This is a genomic window from Microbacterium sp. ER1 (assembly GCF_023383675.1).
Lineage (GTDB): Bacteria > Actinomycetota > Actinomycetes > Actinomycetales > Microbacteriaceae > Microbacterium.
Window position 1 is genome coordinate 44,326 of sequence record NZ_QCXO01000138.1, and the last position, 24,532, is coordinate 68,857.

25 protein-coding genes are annotated in these 24,532 nt (G+C 69.3%); 10 read left to right on the forward strand and 15 right to left on the reverse strand.

Translation table 11 applies throughout. From position 1 onward, the window contains the following. Window positions 1–13: 13 nt before the first annotated feature. Window positions 14–1,405, reverse strand: coding sequence for a serine/threonine-protein kinase (locus tag BV453_RS13500; RefSeq protein ID WP_249521829.1), 1,392 nt, complete (start codon window positions 1,403–1,405; stop codon window positions 14–16). A gap of 136 nt (window positions 1,406–1,541) precedes the next feature. Between BV453_RS13500 and BV453_RS13505 the strand changes: the two genes are divergently transcribed. Next, window positions 1,542–1,934 (forward strand): VOC family protein, encoded by a 393-nt coding sequence (locus tag BV453_RS13505; protein WP_249521830.1) that lies wholly within the window; start codon window positions 1,542–1,544, stop codon window positions 1,932–1,934. A 66-nt stretch (window positions 1,935–2,000) separates the two neighbouring features. On the opposite strand, the gene BV453_RS13510 is transcribed toward BV453_RS13505, so the two are convergent. The 7 genes from BV453_RS13510 to glnA form a co-directional block, all read right to left on the reverse strand. Next, window positions 2,001–2,486, reverse strand: a complete 486-nt coding sequence (locus BV453_RS13510) for a hypothetical protein (protein WP_126893106.1) — start codon at window positions 2,484–2,486, stop codon at window positions 2,001–2,003. Between the two features lie 90 nt (window positions 2,487–2,576). Beyond that, a complete protein-coding gene (locus BV453_RS13515; RefSeq protein ID WP_025103596.1) occupies window positions 2,577–2,861 on the reverse strand; it encodes a WXG100 family type VII secretion target in 285 nt (94 codons plus the stop codon). After that, window positions 2,858–3,343, reverse strand: coding sequence for a hypothetical protein (locus BV453_RS13520; RefSeq protein ID WP_249521831.1), 486 nt, complete (start codon window positions 3,341–3,343; stop codon window positions 2,858–2,860). The genes BV453_RS13515 and BV453_RS13520 overlap by 4 nt, the downstream gene beginning before the upstream one ends. Then, window positions 3,340–4,227 carry a hypothetical protein gene (locus BV453_RS13525; protein WP_249521832.1) on the reverse strand — a complete coding sequence of 296 codons (888 nt, stop codon included), beginning with the start codon at window positions 4,225–4,227 and terminating at the stop codon, window positions 3,340–3,342. Before BV453_RS13525 ends, BV453_RS13520 begins: the two co-directional genes overlap by 4 nt. Continuing rightward, window positions 4,228–4,635, reverse strand: a complete 408-nt coding sequence (locus tag BV453_RS13530; RefSeq protein ID WP_249521833.1) for a putative T7SS-secreted protein — start codon at window positions 4,633–4,635, stop codon at window positions 4,228–4,230. Beyond that, the gene (locus BV453_RS13535; RefSeq protein ID WP_085607639.1) at window positions 4,632–4,922 is read right to left on the reverse strand and encodes a hypothetical protein; all 291 of its coding nucleotides are present in this window, start codon (window positions 4,920–4,922) and stop codon (window positions 4,632–4,634) included. The genes BV453_RS13530 and BV453_RS13535 overlap by 4 nt, the downstream gene beginning before the upstream one ends. Window positions 4,923–5,126: 204 nt before the next feature. Continuing rightward, the gene (glnA, locus tag BV453_RS13540) at window positions 5,127–6,551 is read right to left on the reverse strand and encodes a type I glutamate--ammonia ligase (protein ID WP_025103592.1); all 1,425 of its coding nucleotides are present in this window, start codon (window positions 6,549–6,551) and stop codon (window positions 5,127–5,129) included. Between the two features lie 147 nt (window positions 6,552–6,698). Here glnA and BV453_RS13545 point away from each other — a divergent pair, with 147 nt between their 5' ends. Next, complete coding sequence (locus BV453_RS13545) at window positions 6,699–7,094, forward strand: RDD family protein (RefSeq protein WP_025103591.1); 396 nt, start codon at window positions 6,699–6,701, stop codon at window positions 7,092–7,094. A 3-nt stretch (window positions 7,095–7,097) separates the two neighbouring features. On the opposite strand, the gene BV453_RS13550 is transcribed toward BV453_RS13545, so the two are convergent. Continuing rightward, window positions 7,098–7,586 carry an ATP-dependent zinc protease gene (locus BV453_RS13550; protein ID WP_036292426.1) on the reverse strand — a complete coding sequence of 163 codons (489 nt, stop codon included), beginning with the start codon at window positions 7,584–7,586 and terminating at the stop codon, window positions 7,098–7,100. Window positions 7,587–7,604: 18 nt separating this feature from the next. On the opposite strand from BV453_RS13550, the gene BV453_RS13555 reads away from it, so the two are divergent. Continuing rightward, window positions 7,605–8,792 (forward strand): RimK family alpha-L-glutamate ligase, encoded by a 1,188-nt coding sequence (locus tag BV453_RS13555; RefSeq protein ID WP_025103589.1) that lies wholly within the window; start codon window positions 7,605–7,607, stop codon window positions 8,790–8,792. 57 nt (window positions 8,793–8,849) lie between these two features. Here BV453_RS13555 and BV453_RS13560 read toward each other — a convergent pair whose 3' ends face one another. After that, window positions 8,850–9,560: a DUF4191 family protein gene (locus BV453_RS13560; RefSeq protein ID WP_025103588.1), complete on the reverse strand. Its 711-nt coding sequence runs from the start codon at window positions 9,558–9,560 to the stop codon at window positions 8,850–8,852. Window positions 9,561–9,724: 164 nt separating this feature from the next. Between BV453_RS13560 and BV453_RS13565 the strand changes: the two genes are divergently transcribed. Continuing rightward, window positions 9,725–11,158, forward strand: a complete 1,434-nt coding sequence (locus BV453_RS13565) for a hypothetical protein (protein ID WP_249521834.1) — start codon at window positions 9,725–9,727, stop codon at window positions 11,156–11,158. A gap of 16 nt (window positions 11,159–11,174) precedes the next feature. Here BV453_RS13565 and sucB read toward each other — a convergent pair whose 3' ends face one another. From sucB to BV453_RS13580, 3 genes are all read right to left on the reverse strand, one after another. Next, on the reverse strand, window positions 11,175–12,944 hold the full coding sequence (gene sucB / locus BV453_RS13570; RefSeq protein WP_249521835.1) for a 2-oxoglutarate dehydrogenase, E2 component, dihydrolipoamide succinyltransferase: 1,770 nt from the start codon (window positions 12,942–12,944) through the stop codon (window positions 11,175–11,177). A gap of 66 nt (window positions 12,945–13,010) precedes the next feature. Next, window positions 13,011–14,384 carry a dihydrolipoyl dehydrogenase gene (gene lpdA / locus BV453_RS13575; protein ID WP_249521836.1) on the reverse strand — a complete coding sequence of 458 codons (1,374 nt, stop codon included), beginning with the start codon at window positions 14,382–14,384 and terminating at the stop codon, window positions 13,011–13,013. A 5-nt stretch (window positions 14,385–14,389) separates the two neighbouring features. Then, on the reverse strand, window positions 14,390–15,868 hold the full coding sequence (locus BV453_RS13580) for a leucyl aminopeptidase (RefSeq protein ID WP_249521837.1): 1,479 nt from the start codon (window positions 15,866–15,868) through the stop codon (window positions 14,390–14,392). A 114-nt stretch (window positions 15,869–15,982) separates the two neighbouring features. Between BV453_RS13580 and BV453_RS13585 the strand changes: the two genes are divergently transcribed. The 3 genes from BV453_RS13585 to BV453_RS13595 all read left to right on the forward strand — a co-directional run bounded on the left by BV453_RS13585 (window position 15,983) and on the right by BV453_RS13595 (window position 19,025). Beyond that, entirely contained in the window at window positions 15,983–16,924 is a 942-nt protein-coding gene (locus BV453_RS13585; protein WP_025103583.1) for a proteasome assembly chaperone family protein, read from the forward strand. Window positions 16,925–17,139: 215 nt separating this feature from the next. Further along, entirely contained in the window at window positions 17,140–18,333 is a 1,194-nt protein-coding gene (locus tag BV453_RS13590) for an RNA polymerase sigma factor (protein WP_370670652.1), read from the forward strand. Next, window positions 18,333–19,025 (forward strand): coenzyme F420-0:L-glutamate ligase, encoded by a 693-nt coding sequence (locus BV453_RS13595; RefSeq protein WP_249521838.1) that lies wholly within the window; start codon window positions 18,333–18,335, stop codon window positions 19,023–19,025. The genes BV453_RS13590 and BV453_RS13595 overlap by 1 nt, the downstream gene beginning before the upstream one ends. 98 nt (window positions 19,026–19,123) lie before the next feature. Here the strand turns inward: BV453_RS13595 and BV453_RS13600 are convergent, their stop codons facing one another. Then, window positions 19,124–20,140 (reverse strand): sugar-transfer associated ATP-grasp domain-containing protein, encoded by a 1,017-nt coding sequence (locus BV453_RS13600; protein ID WP_126893116.1) that lies wholly within the window; start codon window positions 20,138–20,140, stop codon window positions 19,124–19,126. Window positions 20,141–20,224: 84 nt separating this feature from the next. Here BV453_RS13600 and BV453_RS13605 point away from each other — a divergent pair, with 84 nt between their 5' ends. Beyond that, window positions 20,225–20,929: an alanine racemase gene (locus BV453_RS13605; protein WP_238695583.1), complete on the forward strand. Its 705-nt coding sequence runs from the start codon at window positions 20,225–20,227 to the stop codon at window positions 20,927–20,929. Beyond that, window positions 20,926–21,978, forward strand: coding sequence for an alanine racemase (locus BV453_RS13610; RefSeq protein ID WP_249521839.1), 1,053 nt, complete (start codon window positions 20,926–20,928; stop codon window positions 21,976–21,978). The genes BV453_RS13605 and BV453_RS13610 overlap by 4 nt, the downstream gene beginning before the upstream one ends. Before the next feature lie 26 nt (window positions 21,979–22,004). On the opposite strand, the gene BV453_RS13615 is transcribed toward BV453_RS13610, so the two are convergent. Continuing rightward, the gene (locus tag BV453_RS13615; RefSeq protein ID WP_025103577.1) at window positions 22,005–22,223 is read right to left on the reverse strand and encodes a hypothetical protein; all 219 of its coding nucleotides are present in this window, start codon (window positions 22,221–22,223) and stop codon (window positions 22,005–22,007) included. A gap of 181 nt (window positions 22,224–22,404) precedes the next feature. Here BV453_RS13615 and BV453_RS13620 point away from each other — a divergent pair, with 181 nt between their 5' ends. Next, complete coding sequence (locus tag BV453_RS13620; RefSeq protein ID WP_025103576.1) at window positions 22,405–24,516, forward strand: DNA topoisomerase IV subunit B; 2,112 nt, start codon at window positions 22,405–22,407, stop codon at window positions 24,514–24,516. Window positions 24,517–24,532 lie beyond the last annotated feature (16 nt).

A 24,532-nucleotide genomic window follows, 5' to 3' on the forward strand; every position in this document is an offset into this window, starting at 1 on the left:
CGGGAGCGTCGGATCAGTGGCTGCTGTTGCCCTTGCCGCTGTTGCCGGCGCTTTTGCCCTTGCCGTTGTTGCCGTCGCGGCCGGGGCTCTTGCCTCGGTTCTCCTGCGCCTGCGGTGCGGCGTTCTCGGGCAGGCTCTCCTCGGCGACCGACTCGGTGACCGATGCGGTCGGTGCCACCGGGGTCGCGGCCACCGGCTCGACGGCGACGGTCTCTGTCGGCTCCGAGTCGACGAGGGTGTCCGCGGGAGCCGGCTCGACCGGCACGAGGTCCTCGACGCCCTCGACGATCCTCGACGCGCCATCGGAGACGGCGCCCGAGCTGGCGAGAGCCTGCTCGCCGTGTCCGAGCAGTGCCGCGGAGCCGGTGGTCACCGCGCCGAGCACGACCACCGCGGCGATGAGGAGAGACTCGCGACGACGGCGCGTACGCCGTGCCGGGGACGCCGCGGGGTGCGCCGAGGCGGCGCGACGGCGGGCGCGAGCCTCGGCGCGCGTCCGGGGGAGGATGCTTGCGGTCGGCGCGGGAAGCGGCACGGTGACGTCTGTTGCCACCTCTTCGGTGCCGGGGAGATCGATCAGCCGGCGCAGTTCGCTCTCGACCTCCAGAGCGTGCGGTCGTGCGTCGGGGTCGATCGCCGTCATCGCGCTGAGCAGTGCGGCCCACTCCGAACCCAGTTCCGCCGGGATCTCCGGCGCGATGTGGAGACGGGCGAGGGCGGATTCGACGCTGAGGGTGGGGGCGAAGCCGGGCTTGCCGGTGAGGGCCTCCAACAGGACGAGACCGAGCGCGTAGATGTCGACCGCGGGACGGATATCGCCGTTCCGCAGCTGCTCGGGCGCCATGTAGGTCAGCGTCCCGAGGACGATGCCGGGAGTGGTGACGCGGGACATGTCGATGGCGCAGGCGATCCCGAAGTCGGCCAGCTTCGCGCTCCAGCGGCCGTTCGTGTCGAGAGGTGGGGTGAGCAGGACGTTCGAGGGCTTGATGTCGCGATGCACGATGCCGGCGCTGTGCACGGCGTGGAGGGCGGAGGCGATGTCCGCACCGATCGTGGCGATCTCGCGCGGAGTGACCGTCGCGCGGGCCATGCGCTTGCTCAGCGTCGGTCCGGGCACGTACTCCATCACGAGGTATTTCGGTCGTCCGGGCTCGAGGTGCGCGTCGAGGAGCGTGACCAGGCCCGGGTGGTTGAGACCCGCGAGGAGCGCCTTCTCCGAATGCACCCGCTCCACGGACACGATGGCATCGTCGGATTCGCGGAACATCTTCACCGCGACGGTGCGTTCGAGCGCGATGTCCTCCGCGCGGTACACGGTCGCCATCCCGCCCATGCCGACGGCCTCCGCCAGACGATAGCGGCCGTCCAGAAGCGCGGCGGTCGGCGTGGCTTCCTGGGTGATCACGGCGTCCTCCACTGGCGGGACCGGGTATCCCGACGATGTCTTCACCGTATCCGCGCAGAGAAAACACTGCGTTGGGGTTGACGTGGAGGCCGACACCTGCAACGGCGGGTCCACGGGGAGCTGAGAGACTGGTCGAATGGCAGGGATTCACCACGTGGAGGTCTGGGTCGCCGACCTCGTGTCGGCGCGAGCTGAGTGGGGGTGGCTGCTCGGTGCGGTGGGTTTCGTCCGCGCCAGCGCGTGGCCCGAGGGCGAGTCCTGGGAGGCGGGTGGCGCGTATGTCACCCTCACGACATCCCCGAATCTCAGCGGCAGTGAACACGATCGTCGCGCCCCGGGCGTGAACCATCTCGCCTTCGCTGCGGGCCCGCCGAGCCGAGTGGACGCGATCATCGCGGCGGCACCCGAGCACGGCTGGCGGCCGCTGTACGCGGAGCGCTACCCGCACGCCGGTGGGCCGGATCACTACGCCGGATGGCTGGAGAACTCCGCGGGGTTCAAGGCCGAGATCGTCGCCGAGGAGCGCTGACGCGGGCCCTGCCCGGAGCGCCGTTACCGCCAGAGGCGGGCGGCGTGCTGGCGGTCTCCAAGACTCTCATCGTTGCTCCGACAGCTCTTGGCTGAGGTCGAGCTCGCGGAGGACGTACGGCTGAGCGACGGTGTCGGTGAGGTAGTACGTGTAGAAGATGACCGCGGCTTCGTCTGCTGTGAACACCTCGTTCGGGAATACACGCACCGCACGGGTCTGACTGATCGGGATCAGCGTCGTCGTCCCGTCGACGGGCTCAGGGCGCCCGATCGTATAGAGGTGGCTCTTGCCGTCAGGTCCAAGAAGTCGGACTTCGACAGTAATGCCATCGGCTGATCCCGCCGCCTGGATGAAGGAGCCGGTCAGGTCTTCCGGCGTGACGAATCCCTTCTCAGGGTTCTCGGCTCGCCAGATGCTGCACGTGAACTTCGTTTCCCCGTCGAGGCGTCCCAACATGAAGCAGAGCTCGTCAGGGATGGGACGGTACGCGTCCGTGACGAATCCGTAGAGTCCCGAGGGAGAGGCCGAGGCGTGGGTGGGCTTGAACGTCAAGGCACAACCTGCGTTTCTACTCGTGTGACGACGATGTCTTCGCCGTCCGGTTTGGCGCGGGCGGGGGTTCCATCCCGAACCGTATGAGCGTCACTTCCAGAGGCGGGCGGCGGTGCTGGCGGTCTCCATGGAGATGGCGTTGGCGGTGATGAGTCGTCGATTGGCTTCGGCGAGGGCGGCCTTCATGCCGCGGATGGCGGTGTCCCAGTCGTGGTGGGCGCGGTCGTATGCGGCATGGGCCTCACCGGACCATGAGGATCGCAGCAGGGTGGCCTCCGCGTCGAGGCCATCGAGCGCGTCTTCGAATCGCCGGACGGTGAGAGCGAGACGCGCGACCGTGTCGCTAATGGCGTCGTGGCGGACCGCGACTCTCATCGTTCCTCCGACAGCTCCTGGCTGAGGTCGAGCTCGCGGAGGACGTACGGCTGAGCGACGGCGTCGGTGAGGTAGTACGTGTAGAAGATGACCGCGGCTTCGTCTGCTGTGAACACCTCGTTCGAGAACACGCGCACCGCACGGGTCTGACTGATCGGGATCAGCGTCGTCGTCCCGTCGACGGGCTCGGCACGCCCGACCGTATACAAGTGGCTCTCACCGTCAGGTCCAGGCAGTTTCACCTCCACCGTCATTGCGTCGGCAGAGCCTGCCGCCTGCATGAAGGTATCCCCGGCAGGCTCGCGGAAGCCCACGGTGCTGGAGGGATCGGATCCGGGCCAGATTATGTAGGTCAGCTTTCGCTCGCCGTCCAGGTGGCCCAGCATGAGCCTCAGATGCGCGGGAATGGGGCGGAAGCTGTCCGTGATCCAGCCGCGCTGCCCGCTGGGTGTTTCTTCGCCATGCGTAAATGGCGCTCTCATGGGACATCCCTGCTCTCTACTCGCGTGATGATGATGTCATCACCGTCTAGTTTGCCGCGCGCGGGCGTACCTGCGTTTACGGCATCGTCGAACTGGCGCTGGGTGCTCGATGCCCTGCCATACTCATCGATAGCCGAGCCGGACTTGACCTCGATTCCGGTATAGGTGTTCGACCCGTCATTATTCTTGACCAACCCGTCGTACGAGCGGCTCGCTTGCGGGGCGCCCTCATAGGTGACGTGAACTTTCCTTCGAATCACGTCGACCCCTGCCTCAGAGGCATACTCGTCGAGTCCGACTTTCTCCTTGTCGACCCAGGGCCTGATCTCCTGGCCATTCGCATAGCGCCCACCGGTGTCGCGCCCATCCCCGCGATCGACACCCTTGCGGGAGTCGGAGGCTCGGTCGGTTTCGCGGAACGACCGCCCGGTTGCATCGCCGATGAGTCCTGCACCGACGCCGGCGACGCCGATGCCTGCTGCGGCGATGGCGGGAGCGCCGGCGAGGGCACCGACGCCGGTCACCGTCAGGCCTGCGCCGCCGACAGCGAGTGCGGCGCCTCCGATGAAGGTCGCAGCCCCGCCGAGGAGTTCGAGGATGATGTCCGGGTGCTCCCAGAGCGTCTGCGCGGAGACGGCGAGCATGTCCATCGTGGCCTGGAACGGCTGCACGACAGCAAGGGTGAACACCGCCTCGGTGACGGCATGCTGGGCTGCGGTCGCGGCCTCAGCCTCGGTGAGCGGCATGCGCGCGGCCTCTGCAGCCTGGTCCAAGCGGACTGCGCAGTCCCGGGCGAAGACCTCCAGTGTCGCCCGGGCGTTGAACAGTACCTCTCTGGCCTGCTCATGCGCCGGACCGGACGGGTCGACGAACGGCACCTTCACCTACGGGTGCCGTAGGCCCTGCCCGACCCGAAGCTCACGGACGTATGCGCGGTGCGCGGCCAGTGCCGTGGCGGCCTGCTGCTCGGCCTCGTCCCACAGGGTGATGGCGCGCGCGGCTTCCTCCTGCGCCCACTCCAGCGCATCCGCCCAGGTGAACAGGGCGTGAGCGCCCTCGCGGAGCCCGTCGCCGGCGTTCGACCAATGCAACAGCTGACGATCGAAGCGCGTCAGGTAGGCGTCGTAGGCCTCGCCCGTCCAGGTGCCCTCATCGTCGAGCGTCGCGAGCTGGTCGTGCACCCGTGCCGCAGCCACGCCGTGTGCCTTCCATGCCTCGGCCGTCGCCCTGACCTCGCCGGGGGAGCCGGGGATGAGGGCGGTGGCGGAGCCGGTCTGCCCGAGCTCCATCATTCTTCCCAGATCATCGCGTCGACCTCGGCCTTCGCGGCATCCGTCCCCTCGTCGAAGACCCGGGCCGTCGTCGCCAAACGCTCGGTGAACTCGTCGGAGTCCGTCACCCGGGCTGCGAGGCCCGCAGACCAGGCTTCGGCGAACCGCTCAGAGGCTGCGACCACCCACTCGTGGCCGGCGCTCGTCGGCGGGGTGAGGTCGGTCGCCCCGATGTCTGCGACGATGCGCCGCGTCTTCGCCGCCATCGTCCGCAACACGTCCGTGTCGACCTCATAGTCCTGCGACATGCCGCCCTCTTCCTGCGAGCCCCCCGGCTGCGGGATCGAGCATAGGCGAAGACGGAGTCAGAAGACAGCGATATGTCTGGATCCGTGAATGAAATAACCTCGAATGAGTACGGAGGGGTAGGGCTGCCGTCATCTCCCGGCCCCCGGACGGCGAAAGAGCCCGCCCCCAGATGGGGACGGGCTCTCTCGCGATCCGCGGTCGGCTCAGACGCCGAAGTACAGCTCGTACTCGAACGGGTGCGGGCGCTGAGCGATCGGCAGGATCTCGTTCTCGTACTTGTAGGAGATCCAGGTCTCGATGAGCTCCTCGGTGAACACGCCGCCCTCGAGGAGGAACTGGTGGTCGGCGCGGAGCGCCTCGAGGGAGTCCAGCAGGGAGTTCGGCACCTGCGGGATGTTCTTGGCCTCCTCGGGCGGAAGCTCGTAGAGGTCCTTGTCGACGGGCTCGTGCGGCTCGATGCGGTTCTTGATGCCGTCGAGGCCCGCCATGAGCTGCGCGGCGAAGGCGAGGTACGGGTTGCCCGAGGCGTCGGGGGCGCGGAACTCGATGCGCTTGGCCTTCGGGTTCGAGCCCGTGATCGGGATGCGGATCGCGGCGGAGCGGTTGCCGGCCGAGTAGACCAGGTTGACCGGAGCCTCGAAGCCCTTGACCAGACGGTGGTAGCTGTTCAGCGTCGGGTTGGTGAAGGCGAGCAGTGCCGGCGCGTGCGCCAGGATGCCGCCGATGTACCACCGCGCGATGTCGCTGAGCTGACCGTAGCCGGCCTCGTCGTAGAACAGCGGCTTGCCGTCGTTCCACAGCGACTGGTGGGTGTGCATACCCGAGCCGTTGTCGCCGTACAGCGGCTTCGGCATGAAGGTGGCGACCTTGCCCCACTCCTCGGCGGTGTTCTTGACGATGTACTTGAACTTCAGGATGTCGTCCGCCGCGTGCACCATGGTGTCGAAGCGGTAGTTGATCTCCTGCTGGCCGGCCGTTCCCACCTCGTGGTGGGAGCGCTCGAGGATGAAGCCCGCATCGATGAGCTTGAGGGTGATGTCGTCGCGCAGGTCGGCCGTCTTGTCGACCGGGCTGACGGGGAAGTAGCCGCCCTTGTAGGGGGTCTTGTTGGCGAGGTTTCCGCCCTCCTCCTCGCGGCCGGTGTTCCACGCGGCCTCCTCGGAGTCGACCTTGTAGAAGCTCTCGCCGGCGGTCACGGAGTAGCGCACGTCGTCGAAGATGTAGAACTCGGCCTCGGGGGCGAAGAACGCGGTGTCGGCGATGCCGGTGGAGGTGAGGTACTTCTCCGCCTTCTTCGCGACCTGACGCGGGTCCTTCGAGTAGATCTCGCCGGTGCGCGGGTTGTAGATGTCGAAGATCATCACGAGGGTGCTCGCCTCGCGGAAGGGGTCGATGTACGCCGTCGTCACATCCGGGATGAGCTGCATGTCCGACTCGTGGATGCTGGCGAAGCCGCGGATGGAGGAGCCGTCGAACAGCTGTCCGTCCGTGAAGAAGGCCTCGTCGACCGTCGCCGCAGGGATGTTGAAGTGCTGCTGCACACCAGGGAGGTCGGTGAAACGGATGTCAAGGAATTTGACGTCGTTCTCCTTGATGTAGGCCAGTACCTCGGACGAATCTTTGAACATGTACGACTCCTGTGATGCGGATCGATGGCTTCGGGGCCACTCTGCACAGTACGGACGGGGGATTTCTCCACGGTATCCGCTTTGTTTCGTCCGTGTTACAGCGTGAGCAGGATCAGAGGGCATCCACAGCCTCGGTAGGCTGGAGGGGTGACGGATGCTGTGAACACGTACCCCGGTGAGCGACTCGGACTCCCGGAGTCCGGACCGGGGAGCATCGGTCGCCCTGGACGTCGGATCGGGGCCCTCGCGATCGACTGGACGGCAGCTGTCATCCTCTCCGTCGCGTTCTTCCAGTACGACCCGTTCGCCACGCTGCTCATCTTCGGCGTGGTGCAGATCCTCTTCATCCCGACCGCGGGCGGCAGCCCCGGGCACCGCATCCTCGGCATGCGCGTCGTCCGTCTCGACGGCGGATGGGTCGGCCTGTGGCGCCCGATCGTGCGCACGCTGCTGCTCCTGATCGTGATCCCGGCCGTGGTGTGGGATCCGGATCAGCGTGGCCTGCACGACAAGGCCGTGGGAACGGTCCTCATCCGCGCCTGACGCTCAGGCGCGGCCGCGGTTGCGCCGACGTGCCTCACGGGGCGCGCGACCGCCGAGGAAGGAACGCGCCGGATCCACGACGTAGCCGCGACGCAGCGCTTCCCGGCCGATCAGCATGCGGAATCCCATCTCGTCCCGGTTGCTCAACGTGACCTCGGCCATCACCTCGCGGTCGACTAGCCGGATCATCAACTGCACGACGAGACGCTCCTGCGCGTGCCCGGACGAGCTCCGGACGGCCCGGCGATCGTGGATGGGGGACTCCACGACGACCGCGTCCTCCTGGCTGTCCTGCCAGGGCTTCACGCGGAAACGCACCCAGGCCTCGCCGTCGCGCTCGAACTCCTGGATGTCGAACGCGTGCAGGGACGAGGTGCGGGCGCCGGTGTCGATCTTGGCTTTGATCCAGTCGACGCCGAGATCGGGCAGGCTCACCCACTCGCGCCACCCCGTAAGGGTGTTTGAATGGGTAGACCTACTCACCTGATACATCCTGGCAGGAAATCCCCCGTGAAGATCGCAGTGCTGTCCCGTGCGCCGCAGGCGTACTCCACCCAACGCCTCCGCGCGGCCGCACTGCAGCGGGGCCACAACGTGAAGGTGCTCAACACGCTGCGCTTCGCGATCGACCTCACCTCCGATGAGCCCGACCTGCACTACCGGGGCCGGCAGCTCAGCGACTACGACGCGATCCTGCCCCGCATCGGCAACTCGATCACGTACTTCGGCACCGCCGTGGTGCGGCAGTTCGAGCAGATGGACGTCTACACCCCCAACACGGCGAACGGCATCTCGAGCGCGCGCGACAAGCTGCGGGCGAACCAGATCCTCTCCCGGCACAACATCGCGATGCCTCCGACGGCCTTCGTGCGCAACCGCGCCGACGTGCGACCGGCGATCGAGCGCGTCGGCGGCGCCCCCGTGGTGATCAAGCTGCTCGAGGGCACCCAGGGCATCGGCGTCATCCTCGCGCCTCAGGTGAAGGTGGCCGAGGCCATCATCGAGACGCTCCACTCCACCAAGCAGAACGTGCTCATCCAGAAGTTCATCGCCGAGAGCCGGGGGCGCGACATCCGCGCGCTCGTCGTCGGGGACCGCGTGGTCGCGGCCATGCGCCGCTCGGCGGCCGGAGACGAGTTCCGCTCCAACGTGCATCGTGGCGGCTCGGTCGAGGCGATCGAGCTCGACCCGGTCTACGAGCGGGCCGCCGTGCGGTCGGCCCAGATCATGGGCCTCCGCGTCGCCGGCGTGGACATGCTGGAGGGGGACGAGGGACCCCTGGTGATGGAGGTCAACTCCTCCCCGGGCCTGCAGGGCATCGAGACCGCGACCAAGCTCGACGTCGCGGGCGCGATCATCGACTACATCGCCGGTCAGGTCGCCTTCCCGGAGATCGACGTGCGGCAGCGCCTCACGGTCTCCACGGGGTACGGCGTCGCCGAGCTCATGGTCCACGGCGCCGCGGACCTCGTCGGCAAGACGCTGGGGGAGGCGGGCCTGTGGGAACGCGACATCACGGTGCTCACGCTGCACCGCGGGGTCAGCGTCATCCCGAACCCGCGCAAGCACGTGGTCCTCGAGGCCGACGACCGCCTGTTCTGCTTCGGCAAGCTCGATGAGATGCGCTCGATGATCCCCGAGCGTCGTCGCCGGCGGGCGAAGGTGCGCCGCCTCCCCAAGCAGCCGCTCTCGGAATGAGAGAAGCGCGGCCGCCCTCGATGAGGACGGCCGCGCTTCGCGGTTCCGGGGAGCGGGTCAGCGCGGACGCTGCGCCCGTACCTTCGTCGGGTCGATGCCCTTCGGGATGGGAAGCGACGACAGCGACTGCGACACCGAGTCGATGCGGCGGATGACGGCCGCCATGGTGGCCTTGTCGATGGCCTTCGGAAGCTTCTTGATGGTCTTCGCGAGGTCGGCGATCGGCACCTCGTCCTCGCCGTGTCCGACGTAGAGCACCGTGATCGGCACGCCGTGGGCGACGCGCTGCGCCCGGCTGCGCTCCTCGTTCACCAGTCGAGTGAGGCGTCCGCGGGCGCCCTCGCCGACGACGACGATGCCGCCGCGGCCGACCGTCCGGTACACGGCCTCCTGCGTCTTCGGGTTGATGCCCACCGGTGTCTCGGAGGCCTGCCACTGACGACCCAGGCTGGTGCTGAGCACGTGACCCGTCGCACCGGGCATGCCGTCGATCTTCGTGTACATGGCCGAGGTCGAAAGTCGGGTCATGAGGAAGAGGGCGCCGAGGACGCCGAGCATGAGGCCGGTGATGGCCCACAGGACGAGGGTCCACACCTGGAACGGCGGGATCAGGTAGCCGGCCAGGAGACCGAGGAGCACGCCGCCGATGAGGATCGCGGCCTGCGCCCAGGGGAGCCAGGGGTAGGCCTCGCGCGTGAACCGGAAGAGGGACTTGATCTGGGAGAAGAACCCAGGACGCTTCTCGGGTTCGGGAGCACGCTTTGCCATGGAGACCAGCCTACCGAGTCCGAGAGCCTTGCGATGCCGCCGTTCGCGTGCAGCGGAGAGGACGGCGCCTGATCTCTCCTGCACAGTCCGGCCCGGTTCCGGATCCCGTCCCGGAGCGGATGAATGCGCGGACGGGACCGTGGCGATCGGTTGGGATGGGTCGCATGACAGATGAGCGTGAGAATCCGCCCTTCGACCAGGCCGTACTGCCGCAGGCTCATCGCACGATCCGGCTCCTGGATCCTGGGGAGGGACCCCTGGAGGGCGCTCTCGTCGCCTCGCCGGATGGTCCGGTCGTGCGCCGCGATGCGGAGGGCCTCACCGGATGGGCGGGGTGGCGGTACGCGGGGTCGCAGCACGTCGCCGCCCCTCTCGACGTCGTCCGTCGCGCGCGCGGACACGACGTGCTGCTTCCGTGGTGCACGGAGACTCTGCACGTCTTCCTGGAGCGGGCCGGTCGAGCGCGGGGAGGGCTGTCCTCGGGGGAGATCAGCACGGTCGTCGTGAGCATGCTGCGCGGGCTGAGCGAGCTGGGGCCGATGCCGGCCGCCGAGGTGCCGGGGGCCTGGTGGCTCACCGAACGCGGCCGTCCTGTCTTCGTGCTGGGAGCGGGCCAGGACGCGGCGTCGGCGGTCCTGGCAGTCCTGGATCGCCTGCACGCGGACTGCACGGACAAGGCGCTGATCCGCGTCCTCGATCGCCTCCGGGAGCATCTCCGCACGGCTGCCGCGCAACGCCGTGTACCGCGACGGCTGCTCGAAGAAGGGGAGCGGGAGCTGCTGGAGATCGCGGCGCCGCGGCCGCTGGAGTCCGCGACCGAGGATCAGGTGGGTGCCTCCGTCGGCGCCGCCACGGCGCTCCGGCGCCTCCGAGCCGACTCCGCCACGCGCAGTCGGCTGCGGGAGACCGGCCTGCCGCGGGACCGTCTCCGCGTGCGCGAGCGAGCGACGGTCGCCGCCGCCCTTCGCGCCTTCCTCGACCACCTCGCCGGCCGAGCGCGCGCCCTCGTCCGCCCGAGCGAGGTCGAAGCGCCCCGAGGGACGGAGCGGCGGAGCACACGGCCCCGCCGGGGGCGGATCTTCGTCGTCGCCGGAGTCTGCGCGGCGGCTGTGCTCGTCGCCGGGTCGTTATGGCCCAGCGGAGGAGAGGGGTCTGCGGCCGGAAGCCCCGATGCGGGTACGGCGACGACCGCGCGTCCGTCGACGTCGGATCCCGCGGACGAGACCTCGCGGGAACCCGCGCGGTCGCCGATGCCGTCGCCCACCGCGGGCGCCACGCCACCGGCGGTCGATGATCCGCTGGCCGCCCTGCCGGACGTGATGACGCGGATCGCGGAGTGCGAGTCGCGAGAGGATCCGGTGTGCGCGACGGCGATCGCGGGGGGAGCGCCGGCGATCAGGGCGGTCGCGGCAGAGCTCATCGGCGGTGAGGACCCCGTGCTGGTGGATCGCTACGGAGACATCGCCGTGCTGGAGCTGGTGTCGTCGTCCGCGGGTCGAGAGGGCTCAGGCGCGGGGGCGATGATCGTCGTACTGGTGTGGGCGGACGAGAAATGGCTGGTCCGCGACGCGTATCGCGTCGCGGACCAGCCGAGGTGAGGGCGAAGCCGCCGGATCAGGCTCCGAGCTGACCGCTGAACTGCGCAGCCTCGAGGCGGGCCTTCACCGCACCGAGGAAGCGGGCCGCGTCGGCACCGTCGATGATGCGGTGGTCGTACGACAGAGCCAGATACACGTAGGAGCGGACCGCGATCGCGTCGGTGCCGCCGACCTTGACCAGACCCGGGCGCTTGACGACCGTGCCGGTGCCGAGGATCGCCGACTGCGGCAGGAACACCACGGGGGTGTCGAATAGCGCGCCGCGCGAACCGGTGTTGGTCAGCGTGAACGTGCCGCCGGCGAGCTCGTCCGGCTTCAGCTTGTTGTCGCGCGTGCGCGCCGCGAGGTCGGCGATCTCATGGGCGATCTCGGCGATGTTCTTCGAGGCCGCGTCGCGGAGCACCGGCGTGAGCAGACCGCGCTCGGTGTCGACCGCGATCGAGACGTTCTCGGAGGCCGGGTAGACGATCTGCTCGCCGTCGACCGTCGCGTTGATGATCGGGAAGGCCTGCAGGGCCTCCGCCGCCGCCAGCGCGAAGAACGGGAGGAAGGAGAGCTTGTCGCCCGTCTTCTCGAGGAAGGACGCCTTGACGCTGTCGCGGTACTCGGCGAGAGCGGTGACGTCGACCTCGACCACGGTGGTGAGCTGAGCGGTCTGCTGCATCGACTCGACCGCGCGCTTGGCGAGGACCTTGCGCAGGCGCGACATCGGCTGAGTGGTCCCGCGCAGCGGCGACACCTCGAGCGGAGCCGGAGCGGGGGTCGCGGCGGCAGCGGGTGCTGCGGTGGCGGACTCGGCCGCCTTGAGGACGTCCTCCTTGCGGATGCGGCCTCCCACGCCCGTGCCCTTGACCGTGGCCAGATCCACGCCCTGCTGCGCAGCCAGACGGCGGACGAGCGGGGTCACGTAGAGGTTGTCGCTCTCGGTCGGCAGCGACAGCTTGGGAGCCTCGGTCTGCGCGGGCTGGGCTGGAGCAGTGGGCTGTGCGGGAGCAGCGGGCTGGGCCGGCGCGGCGGGGGCCTTCGCCTGCGGAGCGGGAGCAGCCGGAGCCTCGGGCTGTGCAGCCGGAGTCTCGGCCTGCGGGGCCGGCGCGGCGGGAGCCTCGGCCTGCGGAGCGGCAGGTGCCTCGGGCTGAGCGGCGGGAGCGGCACCGGAACCGACACGTGCCAGCACGGCGCCGACCTCGACGGTCTCGTCCTCGCCGGCGACGATCTCCTGCAGCACGCCGGCGACCGGCGACGGGATCTCGGTGTCGACCTTGTCGGTGGAGATCTCGAGGAGCGCCTCGTCGACCTCGACCGAGTCGCCGACCTGCTTGAGCCACCGGGTGACGGTGCCCTCGGTGACGCTCTCGCCGAGCTCGGGGAGCACGATGTCGGTCGCGTCGCCGGACGGAGCCGCAGGGGCGGACTCGGCGGGCGCGGACTCGGCGGGAGCCTGCGGCTCCGCTGCGGGAGCCGCGGCGGGCTCCGGAGCGGCGGGGGCGGCGGCTTCGGCCGGAGCGGCTTCGGCGGCGGCAGGGGCATCGCCGGCAGGGGCCGCGCCGCTGCCGTCACCGATGCGGGCCAGCAGAGCACCGACCTCGACGGTCTCGTCCTCGGCCACGAGGATCTCCTCGATCACGCCGGTGACGGGGGAGGGGATCTCGGTGTCGACCTTGTCGGTCGAGATCTCGAGCAGGCCCTCGTCCGCCTGGACGGTGTCTCCCACCTGCTTGAGCCAGCGGGTGACCGTACCCTCTGTGACGCTCTCACCGAGAGCGGGGAGGACCACGGATGTGCTCATGACTGAGTCTCCTTCAGAAGTTGTATGACGCTTGTCTAGCTTAGTGACTCGGGCACCGGTTGGTGCTCAGAGGGCGTGCAGGGGCTTTCCGGCCAGTGCGAGGAAGGCTTCGCCGAGGGCCTCGCTCTGGGTCGGGTGGGCGTGGATGAGCGGCGCAATGTCCTCCGGGTGGGCTTCCCACGCGACCGCGAGCTGCCCCTCCGTGATGAGCTCTCCGACGCGGTCGCCGAGGAGGTGCACACCGAGGACGGGTCCGTCCTTGAGGCGGACGACCTTGACGAGGCCACCCGTGCCGATGATCTCGCTCTTCCCGTTCCCCGCGAGGTTGTACTCGTAGGAGTGGACGGCGTCGGCACCGTGCGCGGCGACCGCCGCCTCCTCCGTCAGACCGACCGAGGCGACCTCGGGGCTGGAGTAGGTGACCTTCGGGATCTGCACGTCGGGCACGTTCACGGGGTAGAGACCCGCGATGCGCTCGGCGACCGCGATGCCCTGCTGGAACCCGCGGTGGGCGAGCTGGAGACCCGGGACGATGTCGCCGACCGCCCACACGCCGGGGACATCGGTGCGGAGGTCGCCGTCCACGGTCACGAACCCGCGGTCCAGAGGCACGCCGGCTTCCTCGAAGCCCAGGTCGGCGGTGGCGGGGCCGCGGCCGACGGCGACGAGGAGGTAGTCGGCGGTGAACTCCGTGCCGTCCTCCAGCGTGACGGTCACGGACGAGTCGTCCTGCGTGGCGCTCTGGAAGCGCACGCCGAGGGAGTACTGGATGCCGCGGCGGCGGAACGCGCGCTCGAGTCCCTTGCTCATCGCGATGTCTTCGTTCGGGACGAGGTGGGGCAGGGCCTCCACGATCGTCACCTCGGCGCCGAAGGAGCGCCACACGCTCGCGAACTCGACGCCGATCACGCCGCCGCCCAGGATGAGCACGCGCTCGGGGATGACGTCCAGGGCGAGGGCCTGCTCGCTGGTCAGGATCCGGCCGCCGATCTCGAGCCCCGGCAGCGAGCGGCTGTAGGAGCCCGTGGCGAGGATCACGTCCGTGCCGACGTAGACGTCGTCGCCGACGCTCACGCTCCGGTCCGCGTTCAGGCGACCGAGCCCGGTGACCGTCGTGATCCCGCGCGCCTTCACGAGCCCCTCGAGACCCTTGTACTTCTTGGCGACGATGCCCTCGCGATAGGCGCGCACCCCGGCGACGTCGATCCCGCCGAACGAGGCCGTGACTCCCACGGAGGAGGCGTCACGCACGTGGTCCGCCACCTCGGCGGCGTGCAGCAGCGCCTTCGTGGGGATGCACCCGCGGTGGAGGCATGTGCCTCCCACCTTGTCCTTCTCGATCAGTGCGACGGACTTGCCGAGCTCGCTCGCTCGCAGTGCCGCGGCGTACCCGCCGCTGCCGCCGCCCAGGACGACGATGTCGAAGGTGTGGGTTGTCATGGGTGTCATGCCTCCGGGTGGGATGCTGCTTCGGCGAAGGCGATGATCGATCGGACCATCGCCCCCGTGGGGCCCTTCTCGGTGAAGCCGTAGGGGGCGCCGGCGTGTTCACCGGAGCCCGCGATGTCCAGGTGCACCCAGGGGATGCGCGGCGCGTCGTCCGCGTCCGAGGTGCGGCCGACGAAGCGCCGCAGGAAGAGGCCGGCGAAGGATGCGCCGCCCATCCGATCTCCCATGTTGGCGTTGATCATGTCGGCGATGGGGGAGTCGAGCGTCTCCTCCATGTAGGCGGGCAGAGGCATGTGCCACGCCGGCTCCCCCGTGCGCGCGGCGGCGGCGAGGAACTCCGCGACCGTCTCGTCGTCGCCGAAGACGCCGGTGTGACGGTGGCCGAGGGCCGCGACGATCGCGCCGGTCAGCGTCGCGACGTCGATGATGACGTCGGGGTTCTCGCGGCTCGCGGCGACCAGACCGTCGGCGAGGACGAGGCGCCCTTCCGCGTCGGTGTTCAGCACCTCGACGGTGGTGCCGTCGAGGATGCGGATGACGTCGCCGGGGCGGAGGGCGCGGCCGGACGGCATGTTGTCGGTGATGCAGAGCCAGGCGGTCACGTGCACGGGGAGGCGGAGGGCGGCGATGGCGCGGAGGGCGGCGAGGGAGGTCGCGGCACCGGCCATGTCGAACTTCATGCCGACCATCGAGGCCGCGGGCTTCAGCGACAGGCCGCCGGTGTCGAAGGTGATGCCCTTGCCGACGAGGGCGATGTGGCGCTGCGCGTCCGCCGGCGCGTAGTCGAGGCGGACGAGACGCGGCGGCCGGTCGGAGCCCTGGCCGACGCCGAGGATGCCGCCGAAGCCCTGTTCCGCGAGAGCGGTCTCGTCGAGGATCTGCACGGTGACGTCGAGGTCGGCGACGCTGTCGGCGGCGCTCTGCGCGAGCTGCGCAGGGCTCTGCCACTCGGCGGGCACGTTCACGAGGTCCTTGATGAGGGCGACGGCCTCGCCCGTCGCGTGGGCACGGGCGATCGTCGCGTCGTCGAGCGGGGCGTGGACGACGACCGCCGTCGCCCGCTTCTTCCTGCCGTTCTCGGCGCGATAGTCGTCGAAGCGGTAGCCGCCGAGGACGGCGCCTTCCGCCGCCGCGGCCGCGTGCGCCTCGAGTCCGGAGGCGAGGCCGAGCGAGACGGTGTCGAAGCCGGTGAAGGAGCGGAGAGCCGTTCCGGCAGCGCTGCGCACGGACGCGTCGTCGATGGTGGAGCCGACGCCGACGACCGCGAAGGGGAGCGTCGTCACCTCGGGGGCGTAGACCCGCGCGAACGCTCCGGCGGCGCCGGTGAAGCCGATGCCCGCGAGGACGTCGGCGAGACCGGGGTGAGCCGCCAGGGGCTCGGCCGACTCGGAGAGATCGGGGACGACGAGCACTGCGGCATCGGCAGCGCTTCCGGGGAACTGATCGGTGGTGTGCGAGAGCACGGGAAGCGTCATGGTCTCCATCCTAGGATCTCCGCCCCGGGGTCGTCGGCCCGCCCGGCGGGGTGTGTTCGCTCTCAGCGAGACAGGTCAGAGCCCGGGTCCGGGTGCGGCTCGTAGCATGGAGACATGCCCTTCTCCGGAGAGATCCACGAACGCGTCGCGAACGCTCCCACGGTGCCCCACGGCCTGCCTCTCGTGATGCTGCTCACCGGATTCACCGACGCGGGCAGTGCGGTGTCGGGGCTCATCGATCACCTGAGGGAGACGACGTCGCCGCAGCCGCTCGCGATCTTCGACAACGACGTGCTCCTCGACTACCGCGCGCGTCGCCCCGTGATCTCGTTCGACCAGGACCACCTCGCCGAGTTCCGCCCGCCCCGACTCGAGCTCTCCCTCGCCACGGACGCGCTCGGTCGTCCGTTCCTCCTCCTCACGGGCTACGAGCCCGACTTCGCCTGGAACGCCTTCGCGGAGACGGTGCTGGACCTCGCAGCGGAGTTCGAGGCGTCGGGACTGCACTGGGTGCACTCCATCGCCATGCCCGTGCCGCACACGCGTCCCATCGGGACAACGGTGAGCGGGAACCGGCGCGACCTCGTCGTGTCGCACTCCGTGTGGCGTCCGCGCACGCAGGTGCCCGCCACTGCCGGTCACCTGCTCGAGTACCGGTTCGCGGAGCGCGGGGAACGCGTCGTCGGCTTCGTCCTCCTCGTGCCGCACTACCTCGCCGAGACCGAGAACCCCGAGGCGGTCAGCGCGGCGGCGGAGAAGCTCATGGCGTCGACCGGTCTCGTGCTCATGCTGGACGCCGTGCAGGAGCGGCGCGCGGACTACATCGCCCGGGTCGACGAGCAGGTCGCGGCGAACGACGAGCTGCAGCAGATGGTGCACAACCTGGAACGTCGCTACGACGCCTACATGGCCGGCCGTGACCCCGAGGACGACTCGTACGACGAGGGCGGATTCAGCGAACGCGACCTGCCCAGCGCCGATGAGCTCGCGGCCGAGCTCGAGCGCTACCTCGCCACCCGTCCGTCGGGCGACGACGACAAGCCGGGCCGCGGCTGAATCCGTCCGTGCGGATCGGGCGCGAATGCGTCCTCATCGCCATACGTGTGCGATACTAGGAGTCCGACCCGTTGTCAATCAGTGTTTTCGAGCGCTGGACTTGACAAGGGTCTTACTAGTGTCCGAAATGTCCCGGGGTCTCCCAGCGGCCCCGTGAAAGGCGAAACGTGACTCCTGCCACGACGAAGAACACGCGGACGAAGAAGGCCGATCAGATCACCGCGGATCCCGAGGTCGAGGACGTCGAAGCGACCGAAGCGGCTCCCGCGCCCAAGCGCGCCGCGGCCAAGCGCGCCCCCGCGAAGAAGAAGAAGTCGGACGACGTCGTCGAGGAAGACGACGCCGCTGCGGCCGAGGGCTCCGAAGACGCCGCGGGCGACGAGGAGGAGGACGACGCGAAGCCGGCCTTCACCGAGCCGCTGCCGACCGGTGCGATCGTCATCTCCTCCAAGGACGACGAAGAGGTCCCGGTCTACTCGACCCAGATCACCGGCGCGACCGCCGACCCGGTCAAGGACTACCTGAAGCAGATCGGAAAGGTCGCGCTGCTGAACGCGGCCGAAGAGGTCGAGCTCGCGATGCGCATCGAGGCGGGTCTGTTCGCGGAGGAGAAGCTCTCCGCGATGTCTCCCGCCGAGAAGACGAGCCAGCTCGGACTCGACCTGCAGTGGGTCGCCCGTGACGGTCAGCGCGCGAAGAGCCACCTCCTCGGCGCGAACCTCCGTCTCGTCGTCTCCCTCGCCAAGCGCTACACCGGTCGCGGCATGCAGTTCCTGGATCTGATCCAGGAGGGCAACCTCGGTCTCATCCGCGCGGTCGAGAAGTTCGACTACACCAAGGGCTTCAAGTTCTCGACCTACGCCACCTGGTGGATCCGTCAGGCCATCACCCGCGCCATGGCCGACCAGGCCCGCACGATCCGCATCCCGGTGCACATGGTCGAAGTCATCAACAAGCTCGCCCGCGTGCAGCGCCAGATGCTGCAGGACCTCGGTCGCGAACCCACTCCGGAAGAGCTGAGCCGCGAGCTCGACATGACTCCGGAGAAGGTCGTGGAGGTGCAGAAGTACGGTCGCGAGCCGATCTCCCTGCACACGCCGCTCGGCGAAGACGGCGACAGCGAGTTCGGTGACCTCATCGAGGACACCGAGGCCGTGGTCCCCGCCGATGCCGTGGGCTTCACGATGCTGCAGCGTCAGCTCGAGCAGCTCCTCGACTCGCTCTCGGAGCGCGAGGCCGGCGTGATCCGAATGCGCTTCGGCCTGGGCGACGGTCAGCCGAAGACGCTCGACCAGATCGGTGACACGTTCGGGGTGACGCGTGAGCGCATCCGCCAGATCGAGTCCAAGACGATGGCCAAGCTGCGCCACCCGAGCCGCTCGCAGTCGCTGCGGGACTACCTCGAGTGATGCAGGCGAACGAGGGCAAGGCGCTCGAGACGAGCGTCGACGGAAAGAGCTACGCGCGGATTCCGCTGCGCACCCGTGTCGTGATGCCGGACGACGATCTCGACGCCATCATCACGGAGTACGCCAAGGATGCCGTCCAACCGGGCGACCTCCTCTTCGTGACCGAGAAGATCGTCGCGATCACGCAGGGGCGGTCCTACCGCCTCGACGAGATCAAGCCGCGCAAGCTCGCGCTCTTCCTGTCGAAGTACGTCACCCGCACGCCGTACGGCATCGGTCTCGGCATGCCGGAGACGATGGAGATGGCGCTGCGCGAGTGCGGTACGCCGCGCATCCTCTTCGCGGCGGCCGTCTCGGCGGTCACCAAGGCCTTCGGGCGCAAGGGAGACTTCTACCGCATCGCGGGGGACAAGGCGCGCGCGATCGACGGCCCGACGAAGCACACCATCCCTCCGTACAACGAGGCTGTGGTGCTCGGGCCGAAGGACCCGGACCGGGTAGCGGCGCACCTGAAGACGCTGATCGGCGGCCAGGCCGAGGTGGCCGTGGTCGACATCAACGATCTCGGCGGCAACATCCTCGGCTCCACGCTGGACAAGGCGGGGGAGCTGCGGCTGGTGAAGATCCTGGGTGACAACCCGCTCGGCCAGGGCCTCGAGTCCACCCCGCTCGGCATCGTCCGCGCGGTCTGAGCAGGTCGACCCACCCCTTTACGAACGAACCGGCCCCTTGCGTGCGAACGCAAGGGGCCGGTTTGCGCGTAAGGGGCCGGGTCGACGCTTCGACAGGGTCAGAAGCCGATGACCTCGCGGTAGCGCGGCTTGTGCCCGGTCCGGATCCCGGTGACGCTGGGCTTGTTCTCGTACACGCCTGCGCCCCAGTTGCCCTCGACGAGCACGGGGCCGTCCGGGGTCACGACGACGTCCCAGCCGACGTACTGCACCTGCGGCACGACGCGGGCAACCTGATCGATGAACGCGCGCACCTCGTCGATGTACGGCAGCTGGAAGTCGGCGATGCGGAACCCGGAGTCGGGGTGCGTCTCGTGGACGTGGCCGTGCGAGTCGTAGCCGGCGCCCACCGCGTGCCCGTTCTCGTCGAGCATCGTGTAGAAGCCGCCGAAGGTCATCTGATCGCTCACCGCGCCGCGGCCGAACTTCTGGGCCATCGCGAGGATGTGCGCCTTCTCGCCGTCGAAGAACGCGGTGATGCGCGTGGTGTTCACGGTCCCGGGGCACACGGCCGCCAGGTCGTCGTGCTGGCGGATGACCTCTTCGATCAGCAGTTCGCCGCGATCGAGGAGGCCGCGGTGGAACTCGGTCCAGTCCGTGATGTCGGCCGCGTGATACCGGTGCACACCGGTGCCGGCCTGACCGACCGGCTCCTTCGTGACGATCGTGCCGAGGCGCTCCGTGAGGGCGCGGACCTCGTCGGCGTTCCCCTCCTCGACCACCATCCACTCGCGGTGCAGGTGCGCGGAGAACTTGCGGTTGAACTCGATCTTGTCCTGGAAGATCCAGCGGAAGTCGGGGTGGTCGTACTTCTGCGAGAGCTGGTTGGACACGGGGTGCGTCATGTACGTCTCGCGCTCGGCGCGGTTCAGCATCGCGAAGTCGTAGTCGATGTAGTCCTGGAAGCCGACGTTGTGACGGGCCGCCGACCAGAGCATGTCGGCGACGATCGTGGGCACGGGCCGGTGATGCTGGGCCGAGGCCTCCTTGGCACGTTCGAAGACGGAACCGACGTCGATGCGGCGGGCACGGCCGAGGAGGTAGCGGATGCGGGGCGCGAGAGAAAGACGAGACATGAAGCTCCGGGTCTAGGGATCGACGTCCCAGTCTACGCGGGGAGCCCCCAGGCTCCTGGGAGCGCGGAAGCTAGGCTGGAGCACGTGTGTGAGACGAGTTCGAGTGCGCTTCCGCAGGCGATGATCTCGCGTTCGGCCCTCGCTGCCGGCGCGTCCGCGGCGATCCGGGCGGGGGGTCGCCGGGCCGACCTCCGGCGCGATGCGTGGGGTCACGGTCTGCTCGCCGTCGCCCAGGCGGTGACCGCGGCGGGAGCGGAGGAGGTCATCGTGGACTCTCCCGGAGAGGTCGAGGCGCTCCGTCTCGAAGGCATCACCGCCACGACCACTGGAGAGCCGGACCTCGATCCCCGTCTCCTCTATGGGCTGCCATCCGCGGAGGGCCTCCCGACGACGCCTCCGGTCATGCGTCTGGTTGGCCGTGTCATGTCCACCAAGCGCCTGCGGGCGGGAGAGGCCGTCTCGTACGGCTACACCTTCCGGGCGGCGGCGGACACCACGGTCGCGCTCGTGACGGGCGGCTACGCTCAGGGCGTCGTCCGGGCCCTGGGCAACCACGCGGACGTGGAGATCGACGGCGCACTGCACCCTATCGTCGGGCGTGTCGCGATGGACGTCTGCGTCATCGACCTCCAGGGCGCTCTCGCGGAGGTGGGCGACGCGGTGACCTATTTCGGAGGGACCGGACCCGCCTCCGGCGCCATCGCGCGCTGGGCGGAGCTCACTCGGATGACCCCGGCCGAGCTCGTCGCGGTCCCGGGAGCGCACGCCGTGCGCGGATGGGAGGCATGATGGGAGGCCCGATGCGCCCCGAACTGCGTCTCGACAGTGCCGTCTTCCGCGCGAACATCGCGGCGGTCCGTGACCGCCTCGGCGACTCCACGCTGATGCTGGTCCTCAAGGACGACGCCTACGGCCACGGGCTCCGCTGGGCGGTCGAGACGGCCCTCGAGGCCGGGGTGACCTCGTTCGGCAGCTATGACGTGCGCGGAGGCGTCGAGGTCCGGCGCATCGCGGGCGGAGAGGTGACGGTGTTCGCCTGGGCGACCTCGACCGATGAGGAGATCGACGAGGCGCTCCTGCAGGACATCGAGCTCGGCGTCGGCACGGTCGAGTATCTCCGGCGCATCGCCGCGCGGGCGGAGGTCCTCGGCGTGCGCGCACGGATCCACCTCAAGATCGACACCGGGCTGCACCGCAACGGCGTGCGCCCGGAGGACTGGGCGGCCGCGGTCGCCGAAGCCCGAGAGGCCGAGCGCTCCGGCGCACTCGCCCTCGTCGGCGTCTGGAGCCACATCGCCGAGGCGAGCGATGCCGAGGACGACGAGGCGCAGGCCGTGTTCCTCGACGCCGTCCGGCAGGTCGGCCTGACCGGGCCGCAGCCGGCGTCTGTACACCTTACGGCCTCGGCCGCGTCCTGGTGGCGACCCGAGCTGCGCGGGACCGTGTCGCGGATCGGCGCGTTCTGCTACGGCATCCGCTCGGCGGACGGTCCGGACCTCGACGGGGTCCGTCCCGCGGCGCGTCTCGTCGCGCCGGTCGTGCGGGTGGAGGGCGAGAGCGCGATCGTCGCCGTCGGGAGTCTGGACGGCGTCCCCTCCACGCTGGCCGGGATGACGGTGGGCACCCCCGTCGGCTCGCGTGCGGTCTCGACCATAGATGTCGCCACGATGACGGTCGAAGGCTGGCCGGGGATGGCGGTCGGCGACGAGGTGACGATCTTCGGCCCCGGCGCACAGGGGGAGGAGACAGCAACGACCCTCGCCGAGCGGATCGATACGGTGGGCGAGGAGATCCTCACCCGCCTCGGTCCGCGGATTCGGCGGAGGGTCGTGGACTGAACCGGTTCGGCCGGCTCAGGCGCTGATCAGACCGTCTCGATGAGACGAGCGGTCTCGTCGTGCCAGCTCGTGGCCACGCTGCGCAGCTTCTCTTCGTACTTGCGGCCGTGGTGGGCGCAGAAGAGCAGCTCGGAACCGTTGACCTCGGCGGCGATGTAGGCCTGCGCTCCACACGAGTCGCAGCGGTCCATCGCGGTCAGGCGGTACTCGACAGCGGAGGTCTCACGTTCGGTCGTTGCATTCATCTCGGGGCCTCCTCGGGTGTCGGCGTCCTTGTTGGTCGTGCTCAATACAACCACGCTGCACCTGGGGGCATGCCCGGTCGACGGCGTGTTTCGCTCAGCGCGTACGCGCGCACCCGCGAACGCGGCGACCCGGGGAGTGTCTGCGAGGGGCGGCTCCGTCCCGCGAATAGACTCGGAGATTGTGAATGCCGAGTACTCCGCCCATCATCTCCAGGTGCTCGAAGGACTCGAAGCGGTCCGCAAGCGCCCCGGCATGTACATCGGCTCGAACGGTTCGCCCGGGCTCATGCACTGCCTCTGGGAGATCATCGACAACTCCGTCGACGAGGCGGTGGCCGGCAACGGCTCGCGCATCGACGTCATCCTCCACGACGACGGCAGCGTCGAGGTGCACGACCGCGGTCGCGGCATCCCCGTCGACGTCGAGCCGCGAACCGGTCTGACCGGGGTCGAGGTCGTCTACACGAAGCTGCACGCCGGAGGGAAGTTCGGCGGTGGCTCCTATGCGGCATCAGGCGGCCTGCACGGCGTCGGCGCCTCGGTCGTGAACGCCCTCTCCGAGCGCCTCGACGTCGAGGTCGACCGCGGCGGCAAGACCTACGCGATGTCCTTCCACCGCGGTGAGCCCGGCATCTTCCAGGACTCGGGGGAGAAGCGGCCCGATGCGCCGTTCACCCCGTTCGAGGAGAACAGCGAGCTGCGCGTCGTCGGCAAGGCGCCGCGTGGCGTCACCGGCACCCGGGTGCGGTACTGGGCCGACCGCCAGATCTTCACCAAGGACGCCGCGTTCCAGCTCGCCGAGCTCGAGACGCGGGCGCGTCAGACGGCCTTCCTGGTCCCCGGGCTCGAGATCGTGGTGCGCGACGAGCGCGCCGCGAGCGCCGGGGTGGGGGAGGACGGTGCGCCGACCGGCCCCGTGGAGACCTCGTACCTCTACGAAGGCGGCATCTCCGAGTTCGTGGACTACCTCGCGGTCGACCCGCCGGTGACCGACACCTGGCGCATCCAGGGGGAGGGCACGTTCACCGAGACCGTCCCGGTCCTGCAGCCGGACGGGCACATGGTGGCGACCGAGGTCGAGCGCGTCTGCGCCGTCGACATCGCCCTGCGCTGGGGCACCGGCTACGACACCCGCATCCGCTCCTTCGTGAACATCATCTCCACCCCGAAGGGCGGCACGCATCAGCAGGGCTTCGAGCAGGAGCTGTTGAAGGTGCTCCGCAGCCAGGTCGAGCAGAACGCCCGCCGACTCAAGGTCGGCAACGACAAGCTCGAGAAGGACGACGTCCTCGCCGGCCTCACCGCGGTCCTCACGGTCAACGTGCCGGAGCCGCAGTTCGAGGGGCAGACGAAGGAGGTGCTCGGCACGCCCGCCGTGCGCCAGATCGTGGCCCAGGTGATGCGGAAGGACCTCCAGCAGCGGTTCACCTCCACCAAACGCGACGACAAGAGCCAGGCCACGCAGCTGCTCGACAAGATCGTCTCCGAGATGAAGGCCCGCGTGTCGGCACGCGCCCACAAGGAGACGCAGCGCCGGAAGAACGCGCTCGAGTCCTCGACCCTGCCGACCAAGCTCGTCGACTGTCGGACGAACGACGTGGAGCGCAGCGAGCTCTTCATCGTCGAGGGAGACTCGGCCCTCGGCACGGCGAAGAACGCGCGCAACAGCGAGTTCCAGGCGCTGCTGCCGATCCGCGGGAAGATCCTCAACGTGCAGAAGGCGTCGGTCGGCGACATGCTGTCCAACGCCGAGTGCGCGTCGATCATCCAGGTGATCGGGGCCGGCTCCGGGAGGACCTTCGACATCGACGCCGCGCGCTACGGGAAGATCATCCTCATGAGCGACGCCGACGTCGACGGCGCGCACATCCGCACCCTCCTGCTCACGTTGTTCTTCCGCTACATGCGGCCCCTCATCGAGCACGGACGGGTGTTCGCCGCCGTGCCGCCGCTGCATCGGATCATCGTCATCAACCCGGGATCCAAGCCGAACGAGACGATCTACACCTACAGCGAGCAGGAGCTGCACGCGCTGCTCGCGAAGCTCCGCAAGGCCGGCAAGCGCTGGCACGAGCCGATCCAGCGCTACAAGGGTCTCGGCGAGATGGACGCCGAGCAGCTCGCGAACACGACGATGGACCGCTCCGGTCGTCTGCTCCGCCGCGTCCGGATGGAGGACGCCGAGGCGGCGGGCCGCGTCTTCGAACTGCTCATGGGCAACGAGGTCGCCCCGCGGCGGGAGTTCATCATCGATTCCGCCGACCAGCTCTCGCGCGAGTCCATCGACGCCTGAGAGCAGAAGTCACGAA